A 12,150-nucleotide genomic window follows, 5' to 3' on the forward strand; every position below is an offset into this window, starting at 1 on the left:
CCGAATTGAGAACACCGTTCTGCGAACGGCGCAAAAATAAGTTCTATGTTCCGTCGGCCTGCAGGGCGGTCACGGCGATCATCTGAGTCACATCCTCGGCGCTGCAGCCGCGTGACAGGTCGTTGGCCGGCTGTGCCAGCCCCTGCAAAACCGGGCCGATGGCAGAATATCCGCCAAGGCGCTGGGTGATTTTGTAGCCGATATTGCCCGCGTCGAGATTGGGGAAGATCATGACGTTGGCCTGACCGGCCACAGACGATCCGGGGGATTTGCGATCTCCGACCGATGGTACGAAGGCCGCATCGAACTGCAATTCGCCGTCGACCTCAAGATCTGGTGCCGTCTGCCGCAGGGTTTCGGTGGCTTCGATGACCTTGTCCACAGCGGCGTGTTTCGCACTGCCCTTGGTTGAAAAGCTGAGCATGGCGATTTTGGGATCAACACACAGCAATGCCCGCGCGGAGTTGGATGATGCGAGTGCGATCCTGCTCAGCTCTGCAGCGCTGGGATCGATCACAAGGCCGCAATCGGAATACAGCATCGCCCGCGCGCCGGGCATTGCGTTTTCTGGCGGGTACATCAGGAAGAATGAGGACACCATTCCCGCGTCCGGCGCCATGCCGATCACCTGAATGGCCGTCCGCACGATATCACCGGTGGTATGGACAGCACCGCCAACCGTTCCGGTGGCGCGCCCGCTGCGAACCAGCATGGCGGCATAAACCAGAGGAGATTCGGCGGCTTTTCGGGCTTTGGCCTGATCCACGCCTTTGTGCTGGCGCAGTTCGAAATAGGTTTGGGCAAACTCTTCGGTCAGATCCGAAGTTGCAGGGTCGTGTATCGTCACGCCATCTGATGCGGACGCGCCCAGGTCTTTCAGAGTGGCTTCGATGTCGGCGTGTACGCCGACCAGAATGACATCGGCAAGTTCAGCCGCATGGGCGGCAAGCGCCCCCGCAACAATGCGGGGATCACTGCCTTCGCATAAGGAAATTACAGGTCGGGTTGCCGGGGCGCGCTGACGCAACAGCTCGATGGGTGTCAGGGTCATGCGCTCCGGCTCCGTCCTGCAATTACACGATCTGTTCGCGCATGTCGTCCGCGGACACACCGGCAACGGCGACGGGTTTCTTCATCGCGTCGCGGCGGAACGGTTCGCCCAGTTCCTGGTTGATCAAGGCTTCGATCAGGGTGGTGATACCGTTCTTCTGATCCTCAATCGCCTGGTTCAACGCTGCGGTCAGCTCGTCCTGGGTACGGGCAACGACGCCTTTCAGACCACAGGCCTGCGCGATTCCGGCGTAGGAAACCTTAGTGTCCAGTTCGGTGCCGACGAAGTTGTCGTCGAACCACAGGGTCGAGTTCCGCTTCTCCGCACCCCACTGGTAGTTGCGGAAGACGATCTGGGTCACGGCGGGCCATTCGTCACGACCGATGGCGGTCAGTTCGGTCACGGCAATGCCGAAGGCACCGTCGCCCGAGAAGCCAACGACCGGAGTGTCCGGGCAGCCGATTTTGGCGCCGATCACCGATGGCAGGCCATAGCCGCAAGGGCCGAACAGGCCGGGGGCCAGGTATTTGCGGCCTGCCTCAAACGACGGGTAGGCATTGCCGATGGCGCAGTTGTTGCCGATGTCGGACGAGATGATCGCCTCTTTCGGCAGTGCGGCCTGAATGGCGCGCCACGCCATGCGGGGGCTCATCCAGTCGGGCTTGGCAGCACGGGCACGTTCGTTCCAGGTGGTGCCCGGATCGTCCTGCTCGTGATCCATCGAGGTCAGTTCCTGCGCCCAGCGCGACTTGGTTTCCGCGATTTTCGCCTTGCGCGCATCGCGTCCTTCGTCGCCTGCTGTGTCCGACAGCTGCGCCAGAATATTGGTTGCAACGGTGGCCGCATCGCCCACGATGCCGACCGAGACCTTCTTGGTCAGGCCAATACGGTCGGGGTTGATGTCAACCTGGATGATCTTGGCGTTTGTGGGCCAGTACTCCATTCCATAGCCGGGCAGGGTCGAGAACGGGTTCAGACGGGTGCCAAGGCAAAGAACAACGTCGGCTTCCTTGATCAGCTCCATACCCGCTTTCGAACCGTTGTAGCCCAGCGGGCCGGCAAACAGCGGATGGGAGCCGGGGAAAGCGTCGTTGTGCTGGTATCCAACGCAAACCGGCGCGTCCAGACGCTCGGCCAACGCCTTGGATGCCTCGATTCCGCCCTTGGACAGAACAGTACCGGCGCCGTTCAGGATGACCGGGTTCTTGGCCTCCGACAGCAGGGCGGCCGCTTCGGTGACGGCGGATGCGCCGCCCGAAGGCAGTTCGAATTCGACGACGGCGGGCAGGTCGATATCAACAACCTGGGTGAAGAAGTCGCGCGGTACGTTGATCTGTGCCGGTGCCGAGGCGCGCTTGGCCTTGGTGATCACGCGGCTCAGGACTTCGGCCATCCGCGAGGGGTCGCGCACTTCTTCCTGATAGCAGACGCAGTCCGCGAACATGCGCATCTGTTCCATTTCCTGGAAGCCGCCCTGACCCATGGTCTTGTTCGCGGCCTGCGGGGTGACCAGCAGCAGCGGGGTGTGGTTCCAGTAGGCGGTTTTGACGGCGGTGACAAAGTTGGTGATGCCGGGGCCGTTCTGCGCGATCATCATCGACATCTTGCCGGTGGCGCGGGTGTAGCCGTCGGCCATCATGCCGCCCGAGCCTTCGTGTGCGCAATCCCAGAAAGTGATGCCAGCTTTTCCAAAAATGTCGGAGATCGGCATCATAGCCGACCCGATGATCCCGAACGCGTGTTCGATTCCGTGCATTTGCAGGACCTTAACAAAGGCCTCTTCCGTGGTCATTTTCATGTGTGCGCTCTCCAAGCAAAGGTGGAACGGGCCAGGCACCTTGCCTTGCCTTTGCATATGGTTTTGGCGCAAGGGTGGCAGCTGCGTTAGGGCCAGAACGCGCGGCGGAATATGTCCAGAGTCGGGTCGGATCACTCGCCAATAAAAGGTACCGCTGGTCCCCTGTCGCGCCGTTGGCGTCCTTGGGAGGGTGAGGCACAGGGCGATTCTGTTTGAAAGCCGGGCGTCCTAATACGCGCGGATTGCGTCGGCAATCAGCTTGATGCCCGGGGCTATGCGATCCGAAGTGATTGACGAATATCCGAGGCGGTAAAAGTTCTGCGGGCGGTCCGGTCCGGAAAAGAATGGCTCGCCCGGTTCGATATGTACGCTTTGGCTTTGCAGGTTGCGCGAAAGCTGTGTCGCATCCACATGGTCGGGTGCCGACATCCATATCGATGATCCGCCCAACATACCGCGACCGGCAACCGTCAGGCCGTATTGTTCTACGGCTTTCTCAAGGGCGTCCCGCCTTTGGGAAAGCGCGTTCGACATGCGTCGGATCTGCGCGTCATAGTGCCCGAGCGACAAGAAATAGGCGGCTGTGCGCTGGATGTGGCCGGGCGGGTGGCGCAGAACCAGCGATCTCAGGGCGCGGGCTTCGCGAATGAAGGGCTCGGACCCGACCATGTAGCCCAGGCGCAAGCCGGGAAACAAAGATTTCGAGAAGCTGCCGACATAGATCACACGCCCGTCCCGGTCCATGGATTTCAAAGCGGGTGAGGGTGCGCCCAGAAAGGACATCTCGAACTCGTAATCGTCTTCGACGATCATCGCGTTTAGGTGGCGCGCCCTGTTCAGCAGTTCGCCCCTTCGAGACACCGGCATGGTCGCGGTGGTCGGGCTTTGGTGACTTGGCGTGGTGAAGATGACGTCCGTATCGTCGGGGATGATGTCCGGCGAAAGGCCGTCCCGGTCGACCTTCAGCGGTGTGAGCTGACACTCGGAGTGGCTCAACAGTTCGCGGAGGGCGTAATAGCAGGGGTCCTCGATCGCCGCCTTGCGTGTTTTGTTCAGCAGTATCCGCGAGGCCAGCCAAAGCGCGTTCTGGGCGCCCAGCGTGATCAGAATTTCTTCTGGGCGCGCCGCGATTCCCCGGCGCGGCAAGGTATGACGGGCAATGAACTCGATAAGCAGGGGATCATCCTGATCCACATAGTCGCCGGTCAGCGAGGCAAAATCCTTGTGACCCAGCGCCCGCACGGCGCACAGACGCCAGTTTGCGTGATCGAACAGGGTTCTGTCTGCCTGGCCGTAGATGAAAGGATACCGGTAATCGCGCCAGTCGCTGGGCTTGGGAAGGACATCGCCTTCGGAGAACCGGCGCGCCAGCGCGGTATTCCAGTCAACAATTTCAGCCCCACGCTGAACCGGAGTGTATTTTGGCGGCACCGGCGCATTGTTTGAGACATAATACCCGGACCGCCCTTTGGCAGTCAGGTAGTCATTTGCCAGAAGTTCGGTGTAGGCCAAAGTCACCGTGATCCGGCTGACACCCAGATGCGCGGCCAGTTTGCGGGACGAGGGCAGTTTTTCCCCGACGTGAAACCGCCCTGACAAGATGCCTTCGGCAATCATCTGCTGGATTTGCGCCTGCAGCGTGCCCTGTCCGTTCAGCTCAAGAAAGAATGTGTCGACCGATATCCCCATAGGGCCTTATAGAGTGGACTTAATCGCGGGGCAATCTGGACTTAACATCTTGTGGCACGATTAGGCAAAAATCTGTTGACACGAAGAAACTATAAACCTAAATAACTAGAAAATTAGTTTAATAGAGGTGATGAAAATGTGGGAAACCGCTGCTGCAGGGTTTTCAGCCATGGGGTCCGAGGCCCGGCTGAAAGTTCTTAAGACCCTGGTCCGCGCCGGGCAGGCGGGCCTGACCGTGGGCGAAATCCAAATTCGCACGGGCATTGCGCCATCGACGTTGGCCCATCATCTGCGGTTCCTTGCCGCCGGTGGTGTCGTGGAACAGGAAAAGATCGGGCGCACCACGATTAACCGCGCCTGTTTCGATGAGCTTCGGGATCTTGCCCAGTTCATTCTGAGTGAGTGCTGCATGGACGAAGTGGGAAAGGCCGCGAACGATGGCTGAACTGACACAAAATCCAAAGGTACCGGCCAGATCCGTCGCCGATCTGATTAAAACGCCCTGGGCAGTGATCGTGGCGCTTCTTGCAGCCGTCGCTGTTCTGGATCCCGGAAACTGGACCGAGGTGGTGACGTTTGCCGGCAAGGCGCTGGCCCATACCGGTCAATACATCCTGTTTGCCGTGTTGCTGCTGTCCTATCTCAAGGCAACAGGGGCCGAGGTCATGGTGGCACGGGCCTTTGAGGGGCGCGAGACACGAATGATCTTTCTGGCCGCCTTGTTTGGTGGCCTGGCTCCGTTCTGCTCCTGCGAGGTCATCCCGTTTATCGCCGGACTTCTGGCCCTGGGCGCGCCTTTGTCGGCCGTTATGGCCTTCTGGCTCAGCTCACCCCTGATCGATCCGCCAACGCTGTTGATCACGGCCGGGGCACTGGGGTGGCCGTTTGCCGTAGGCAAAGCCGTTGCGGCAGTGGCGCTTGGGCTGTTCGGCGGGTTCGTGGTGCGTGCCCTGATGCGCAACGGCGCCTTCTCGCAGCCCCTGCGTGAATACAAACCCGCCGGTTGTTGCGGCTGCGGCCCGAAGAAGGACGACAAACCGGTCTGGCGTTTCTGGCAGGACCCCGATCGCCGCGTGCGCTTCCGGTCCGAGTTTGTGCACAATGGTGTGTTCCTGCTCAAATGGCTGGCGCTGGCCTATGTGCTCGAGGCGCTTCTGGTCAGCTATGTACCGGCTGACGTGATCGCCCGGGTTGTCGGTGGTGACGGTGTCCTGCCGATCGTGATCGCGGCGCTAGTTGGCATGCCTGCCTATCTGAATTCCTACGTCGCGCCGCCGCTACTGGCCGGCCTGACCGAACAGGGGATGAGCGCGGGTGCCGCCATGTCCTTCATGATCGCAGGCGCAGTCAGCTCGATCCCGGCAATGGCCGCGGTTTGGTCGCTGGTTAAACCCCGTGTCTTTGCTACCTATCTGGGTCTGGGGATCAGCGGTGCAATCATCGCCGGAATACTGTTCCAGATGATCTGAAAATGAAAAACCGCCCGGCGTTCAGGCCGGGCGGTTTCAATTAGGTCGAGGCGGCTCAACCAGCCTCGCAATATCGCGGCAGTTTGAACCGGTACCGCGCCTCGCCGCTTTCCACGTAAACCCGCTTTTCGACGCAAGCGCTGGTGCCAACGGATTGTGCAATCGGAGCTTCGGTCGACGTTATCGATGCCGCTGAACCATCCGGCAGGCGAACCGACGCCACGACGCCGTTCTTCAGATCGCCATTGATCGGCGAAGCGGACAGAACATCGGCGACAAAAAACGAGTCGTGTTCGTGCACGCCGTCGTCATTCAGGATCAGCAAACCTGCCGTTACGGCGATGAGGGCCAGCACACCAGCAATGGCCAGACCCTTCGTCTGGACAAAAGCATAGATGGATACAGCGCGATGCGGGCCAAAAATGGCTGACAGTACGTTCAGCATGGTTTTTCCAAAAGCAAAACCCCGACCAGTCGGGCCGGGGTCACACGTCAATTATGGGCGCAGGTCGTCTTCGTCCTCTTCCTCGCCGCCACCCTTGGGCAGGTTGAAGAAGCTGTCGGCGTCCACGATCGGTTCGTTCTCTTCCTTGTCATCGCCGTCATCGGACAGCGAGAAGGTCTCGAGACCCTCGATGGCAGTCGGGATCTTGGGCGCGGCGTCCATTTCCAGCGACTGCTCGGTCGACACCAGCCTGCGGCGTTCGTCGTCGCTCATGACGCCGCCTTCGGCGGCTTTCTTGGCGGCGGCCTTCTGAACGATCGCGTCCAGCTCGGACTGTTTGCACAGGCCCAGCGCAACCGGGTCGATCGGCTGCATGTTGGCGATGTTCCAGTGGGTACGCTCGCGGATCGACTGGATGGTCGGCTTGGTGGTGCCGACCAGCTTGGCGATCTGACCATCGCTGAGTTCTGGGTGGAATTTGACCAGCCACAGGATCGAGTTCGGACGGTCCTGACGCTTGGACAGCGGGGTGTAACGCGGGCCGCGGCGCTTTTCCTCGCCCGAGGCGGCGGGATTGAACTTGAGCTTCAGCTTGTGCAGTGGGTTGTTCTGCGCCGAGTCGATTTCTTCCTGGGTAAGCTGGTTGTTGGCGATGGGGTCGAACCCTTTGACGCCAGCAGCAACATCGCCATCCGCGATGCCCTGCACTTCAAGCTCGTGCATTCCTACGAAATCAGCGATCTGCTTGAAGCTGATCGTGGTGTTGTCCACCAGCCATACGGCTGTTGCCTTGGCCATAAGCGGTTTTGCCATCAGCCCATCTCCTATAAATACATCTTTCCCGTCGCCGGAATTCGGCGGCCCCTTGGTGTTGGGGCAGGTTTCCGTTGTCGGGGAACTTGGCCCGTATATAGTCGCCGGAAGGCAAGAAGGGAAGAGGCGAATGCGCCAATGGATTATGGGGCTGGTTTTGTGGGTGTTCGGTTCAATGGCGGCGCTGGCCGACGGCGAAAAGGCGGGTGAGTTCGACTATTACGTACTGGCGCTCAGCTGGTCGCCCAACTGGTGCGCCCGCGAAGGCGATGCGCGCGGATCGGACCAATGCGATGCGCGGCATGATCACGGCTGGATTTTGCATGGTCTCTGGCCGCAATACCATCAGGGTTGGCCAGCCTACTGCCGCACGCCAGAGTCACCGCCAACGCGCCGCATGACCCGGGAAATGGAAGACATTCAGGGCAGTTCCGGTCTGGCGTGGCATCAGTGGAAAAAGCACGGCACCTGTACGGGCCTCAGCGCGACTGACTATTTCGCATTGTCCCGCCAAGCCTATGAGCGCGTTGAACGCCCACCGGTGTTTCGTAAACTGGATGCGTCGGTGAAACTGCCCGCCTCGGTCGTTGAGGACGCGTTTGTGAAAGCAAACCCCGGTCTTGAACGCGATATGATCACCGTGACCTGCAAACAGGGTTACATCGAAGAGGTCCGCCTGTGTCTGTCGCGCGACCTGAAACCGGTGCCCTGCGGACGGGATGTGATCCGCGATTGCACCGCCAAGGACGCCTTGTTCGATCCGATTCGTTAGAGCTTCTTGTTCTGGCAGTCCCGCGCATACTCCAGCGCCTTGGCCGTGCCTTTGAGGTCGATTGCCATCACACGCTCACCTGCCGGGTTGTAGACAGTCATGGTTCTGTTCTGCGCAATCGCGTTTACAAAGTTGCGGTCGGTGAAAAACACCGTCCCCCCTGGCACGCGATCCTGCCTGAACCCGATGGCGGTGGCGTCAAAGCTCTTGCCGTCCAGATCGAACCGGATCGGATAGTTTTTCCCCGGTTCGATATCGCCCCATGCCTTGTTGTAGACGGTGAAGTATCCGCGATCGCCCAACGCATCATAGCCCAGCCGCACGACCGACAGATCCTGATAGATCGTCTGGATCAGGCACCCGTTGCCAAGTGCGGGGTCCATCATGATGTTCCAGCCCTCGACAAAGCCTTTGTCGACAAGTTGTTGCGACAGAGCGGAGGTTGCGGTGAAAGCTGCAAAGGTGAAGGCGAGAAGGCGGGTCATCGGGGAACGCTCCAGCTAAAATGGTAGTGTTTGGATATCCTTAGCGCAGTTTTGCGCATAACCAAAGGCTGTGATCAGAAAGCGTGCAGCAGGCACGTGTCGGATAATACTGCAGCCGCCTCTACCGAAGTATCGTTTCCGTTCCGTTGGAAAGATGGAAGACACACCCTTGTGTGCGAGGCAGCTTAAGCAGATCTTCCTGATCCAGGCCCAGCCAGATCCCCCTTAGCACCGAAGAAGTTACACCGTGGGTCACAATGATTGAGGGTTCTTCTTGCTCATCCAGAAAGGATCGGACTCTTGTCGATATCTCCTCAAAGCTCTCACCGCCAGGGCTGCGAAAAAACCACAAATAGCTTTCGTAAGCGTAGTCGATCTGCGACCTGATGACGTTCTTGGTTACACCTTCCCATTGGCCAAATGCGATTTCCTGAAGGCGGTGGTCAGTTTCCAGTTGAAGATGGGGTGCAATCGCGAGCCGAGCCGTGTGCTGCGCGCGCTCTTGCGGGCTGACGACGACCCGAGACGGTGTGTTCGGAATGCCGCAGAGAATTTGGTTCTGAGTGCGCGCCTGCGCCTTGCCCGTTTCGGTCAGCGGAGAGTCCTTGCGGCCTTGAAATTTCCCAAGAGTATTCCACTCGGTTTGGCCGTGTCGCAGTACGAATAGATCGGGATATCTGCTCATAAGTTACGCACAACTCTGGAAAATCAAAGCATGATTCAAAAATGTTCTCGGGGCAGGTTCTGTGACCTTACAGTTCTTTCCGCGCCCTCAGCGCCGCCGTGATCGTCCCGTCGTCCAAATAATCCAGCTCACCCCCAATTGGCACACCCTGCGCAAGTGAGGTCAGGCGGACCTGTCCCTCCAACTGGTCGGCAATGTAGTGGGCGGTGGTCTGTCCGTCGACTGTGGCGTTCAGGGCAAGGATGATCTCGGTGATGCCCTCGGCCGTCACGCGGTCTTTGAGGCGGGGTATGCGCAACTCGTCCGGGCCGACGCCGTCCAAGGCCGAAAGTGTACCGCCCAGAACGTGATAGCGGCCTTTGAAGACACCGGCACGTTCCATCGCCCAAAGATCAGCGACATCCTCGACGACACAAAGCTCTCCGGTGGCGCGGGCCTCGCTGTCGCAGATGTCGCAGATGTCAGCGGTACAGACATTGCCGCAATTCAGGCATTCGCGGGCGGTGGCGGCGACCTGCTGCATTGCGTCCGAGAGCGGTGTCAGCAGCAGGGCGCGTTTGCGGATCAGGTGCAGCACCGCGCGGCGGGCCGAGCGCGGGCCAAGCCCCGGCAGCTTGGCCATCAGGTCGATCAGGTTGTCGATGTCGCTGTTCGAACTCACGGCCTGTCCTGTTTGGCACCGAAGGGAGCCTCCGGCGGGAGTATTTTGGAAAAGATGAAGATCAGAACGGCAGTTTGATGTCTGCCGGCAGCCCCATGCTTTCAGTCAGCTTGGCCATTTCCGCCTGAGAGCGCTCGGCGGCCTTGGTCTGCGCGTCCTTGATGGCGGCCAGGATCAGGTCCTCGACCACTTCCTTGTCGTCTCCGTTGAAGATCGACGGGTCGATGTCCAGACCCTTGAGTTCGCCCTTGGCAGTGGCGGTGGCCTTGACCAGACCGGCGCCGGATTCGCCGACAACCATGAGGTTGTTCAGTTCTTCCTGCATTTCGGTCATTTTGGTCTGCAGGTCCTGCGCGGATTTCATCATCTTGGCCATATCGCCCAGACCGCCTAAACCTTTGAGCATCGGGTTTCTCCTGTAAATCGATTTGACGCCTAAATACGAAGGGTGACTGCGTGACACAAGGGGCATGGGCATCCTCCTGTCTTCCAGGCAGATGTTCAGTCCTCTTCGAACGGGTCCCATTCGTCTTCGACCTCGGGCAGAGCCTCGGTTTCGACCTTGGCGGCGCGCTGTTCCGGGGTTTCGATCCGTTTGATGCGCGCCTTGGGAAATTGCATGAGTACCGCCTGAACCAGCGGGTGCTGCTCGGCCTGTGACCTTAGCGCGAGGTCGGCCGCATCGCGGATCTCGGCGATCGTGGCGGCTTCGCCATCTGCCACGATGGATACGGCCCACCGATTGCCTGTCCAGCGCTGCAGCGCCGTACCCAGCCGTTGGGCAAGGTCTGTCGGGGCATGATCGGTCGGCGTAAATTCGATCCGGCCCGGTGAGTAGGACATCAGCCGCACACCGTTTTCGACCTCGACCAGCAGCTTTACGTCCCGGTTTGTCCGGATCAGTTCGACCACATGTTCGAAGGTCGGATAGCGCGCCAGAGCAGTTTGGACGTCCTGTGCCAGGGCCGCAGTCGGCGCGCCGGCGGGACCGTGTGGAGCGGAAACGTAGGAAGACCTTGCCGATGCCTGAGGTTGTACCGGGGCGTGCGAGGGTACGGCCATGCCGCCACCGGGGCCTCCGTTCGGCGTGGGTGGAGGTGCGTCCTGCAAACGTTTGATCAGTTCTTCCGGGCTTGGCAGGTCGGCCACATGGGTCAGCCGAATGACGGCCATTTCCGCCGCCATCATGGCGTTTGGCGCGGCTGAGACCTCTTCGAGTGCTTTCAGCAGCATTTGCCACATGCGGGTCAGGACACGCATCGGCAGGGCTTCGGCCATTTGCTGTCCGCGTGCGCGTTCGTCGGGCGAAACGGTCGGGTCCTCGGCCGCGTCCGGCGTGATTTTGACCACGGACACCCAATGGGTGATTTCGGCCAGGTCGCGCAGCACGGCAAGCGGGTCGGCGCCCTCGGCGTACTGAGCGCTTAGCTCTGTCAGAGCTCCCGCCGCGTCGCCGCGCAGGATCATGTCCATCAGGTCCAGGACGCGGCCCCGGTCCGCCAGACCCAACATCGCCCGGACCTGATCGGCACTGGTTTCCCCGGCCCCGTGCGAGATCGCCTGATCCAGCAGCGAAGTTGCATCACGCGCTGAACCCTCGGCCGCTCTGGTGATCAGCGCCAGTGCGTCCTCTGCGATCTGGGCGCCCTCGGCGGCGGCGATCTTGTTCAGAAGACCGATCATGTCCTCGGGTTCGATCCTGCGCAGGTCGAAGCGTTGGCAGCGCGACAGGACCGTCACCGGAACCTTGCGGATTTCGGTGGTCGCGAAGATGAATTTCACATGCTCGGGCGGTTCCTCAAGCGTCTTGAGCAGCGCGTTGAACGCGCTGGTCGAGAGCATGTGAACCTCGTCGATGATATAGATCTTGTAGCGTGCGCTGGCGGCACGATAGCGGACGCTGTCTATGATCTCGCGGATGTCGTTCACGCCGGTGCGGCTGGCGGCGTCCATCTCCATCACGTCGACATGGCGGCCTTCCATGATCGCCACGCAATGTTCGCATTGGCCGCAGGGTTCGGTCGTCGGTTTGCCGTCGCCATCGGGGCCGATGCAGTTCATGCCCTTGGCGATGATCCGCGCCGTCGTCGTTTTGCCGGTGCCGCGGATGCCGGTCATGATGAAGGCCTGCGCGATCCGGTCTGTCTCGAACGCGTTTTTCAGGGTGCGCACCATGGCATCCTGACCAACCAGGTCGGCAAAGGTTTCCGGGCGGTATTTGCGGGCAAGAACCTGATAAGCGGGGCTTGGCGTGTCGGTCATTTCTGCTCTGTCGGATTCGT

The 12,150-nt window shown here is 60.3% G+C and carries 13 protein-coding genes; 3 read left to right on the forward strand and 10 right to left on the reverse strand.

The window, feature by feature from the left end; all coding sequences use genetic code 11:
• Nucleotides 1-43: 43 nt before the first annotated feature.
• The 3 genes from pta to pdxR all read right to left on the reverse strand — a co-directional run bounded on the left by pta (nt 44) and on the right by pdxR (nt 4,538).
• On the reverse strand, nt 44-1,051 hold the full coding sequence (pta, locus tag ACR0MI_RS08435; protein ID WP_170619273.1) for a phosphate acetyltransferase: 1,008 nt from the start codon (nt 1,049-1,051) through the stop codon (nt 44-46).
• A 22-nt stretch (nt 1,052-1,073) separates the two neighbouring features.
• Nucleotides 1,074-2,849: a sulfoacetaldehyde acetyltransferase gene (xsc, locus tag ACR0MI_RS08440; RefSeq protein ID WP_170614289.1), complete on the reverse strand. Its 1,776-nt coding sequence runs from the start codon at nt 2,847-2,849 to the stop codon at nt 1,074-1,076.
• 228 nt (nt 2,850-3,077) lie between these two features.
• On the reverse strand, nt 3,078-4,538 hold the full coding sequence (pdxR, locus tag ACR0MI_RS08445) for a MocR-like pyridoxine biosynthesis transcription factor PdxR (protein ID WP_170614290.1): 1,461 nt from the start codon (nt 4,536-4,538) through the stop codon (nt 3,078-3,080).
• Between the two features lie 136 nt (nt 4,539-4,674).
• Here pdxR and ACR0MI_RS08450 point away from each other — a divergent pair, with 136 nt between their 5' ends.
• Together ACR0MI_RS08450 and ACR0MI_RS08455 are read left to right on the forward strand one after the other, a co-directional pair.
• Complete coding sequence (locus tag ACR0MI_RS08450) at nt 4,675-4,983, forward strand: ArsR/SmtB family transcription factor (RefSeq protein ID WP_170614291.1); 309 nt, start codon at nt 4,675-4,677, stop codon at nt 4,981-4,983.
• A complete protein-coding gene (locus tag ACR0MI_RS08455) occupies nt 4,976-6,007 on the forward strand; it encodes a permease (protein WP_170614292.1) in 1,032 nt (343 codons plus the stop codon). The genes ACR0MI_RS08450 and ACR0MI_RS08455 overlap by 8 nt, the downstream gene beginning before the upstream one ends.
• 55 nt (nt 6,008-6,062) lie before the next feature.
• Here the strand turns inward: ACR0MI_RS08455 and ACR0MI_RS08460 are convergent, their stop codons facing one another.
• A complete protein-coding gene (locus ACR0MI_RS08460; RefSeq protein WP_170614293.1) occupies nt 6,063-6,452 on the reverse strand; it encodes a hypothetical protein in 390 nt (129 codons plus the stop codon).
• Between the two features lie 51 nt (nt 6,453-6,503).
• Complete coding sequence (locus tag ACR0MI_RS08465; RefSeq protein WP_170614294.1) at nt 6,504-7,265, reverse strand: DUF1013 domain-containing protein; 762 nt, start codon at nt 7,263-7,265, stop codon at nt 6,504-6,506.
• Nucleotides 7,266-7,395: 130 nt separating this feature from the next.
• Here ACR0MI_RS08465 and ACR0MI_RS08470 point away from each other — a divergent pair, with 130 nt between their 5' ends.
• Nucleotides 7,396-8,037, forward strand: a complete 642-nt coding sequence (locus ACR0MI_RS08470) for a ribonuclease T2 (RefSeq protein WP_170614295.1) — start codon at nt 7,396-7,398, stop codon at nt 8,035-8,037.
• Here the strand turns inward: ACR0MI_RS08470 and ACR0MI_RS08475 are convergent.
• From ACR0MI_RS08475 to ACR0MI_RS08495, 5 genes are all read right to left on the reverse strand, one after another.
• Nucleotides 8,034-8,522 carry a hypothetical protein gene (locus tag ACR0MI_RS08475; RefSeq protein ID WP_170614296.1) on the reverse strand — a complete coding sequence of 163 codons (489 nt, stop codon included), beginning with the start codon at nt 8,520-8,522 and terminating at the stop codon, nt 8,034-8,036. The two genes, ACR0MI_RS08470 and ACR0MI_RS08475, sit on opposite strands and share 4 nt — an antisense overlap.
• A 121-nt stretch (nt 8,523-8,643) precedes the next feature.
• Nucleotides 8,644-9,207: a histidine phosphatase family protein gene (locus tag ACR0MI_RS08480; RefSeq protein WP_170614297.1), complete on the reverse strand. Its 564-nt coding sequence runs from the start codon at nt 9,205-9,207 to the stop codon at nt 8,644-8,646.
• 67 nt (nt 9,208-9,274) lie between these two features.
• Nucleotides 9,275-9,868 carry a recombination mediator RecR gene (gene recR, locus ACR0MI_RS08485; protein WP_170614298.1) on the reverse strand — a complete coding sequence of 198 codons (594 nt, stop codon included), beginning with the start codon at nt 9,866-9,868 and terminating at the stop codon, nt 9,275-9,277.
• Between the two features lie 61 nt (nt 9,869-9,929).
• A complete protein-coding gene (locus tag ACR0MI_RS08490) occupies nt 9,930-10,274 on the reverse strand; it encodes a YbaB/EbfC family nucleoid-associated protein (RefSeq protein WP_170328851.1) in 345 nt (114 codons plus the stop codon).
• A gap of 95 nt (nt 10,275-10,369) precedes the next feature.
• Nucleotides 10,370-12,130: a DNA polymerase III subunit gamma/tau gene (locus ACR0MI_RS08495; RefSeq protein ID WP_480440849.1), complete on the reverse strand. Its 1,761-nt coding sequence runs from the start codon at nt 12,128-12,130 to the stop codon at nt 10,370-10,372.
• Nucleotides 12,131-12,150: the final 20 nt, after the last annotated feature.

This window comes from Ruegeria sp. D4 (assembly GCF_056534475.1).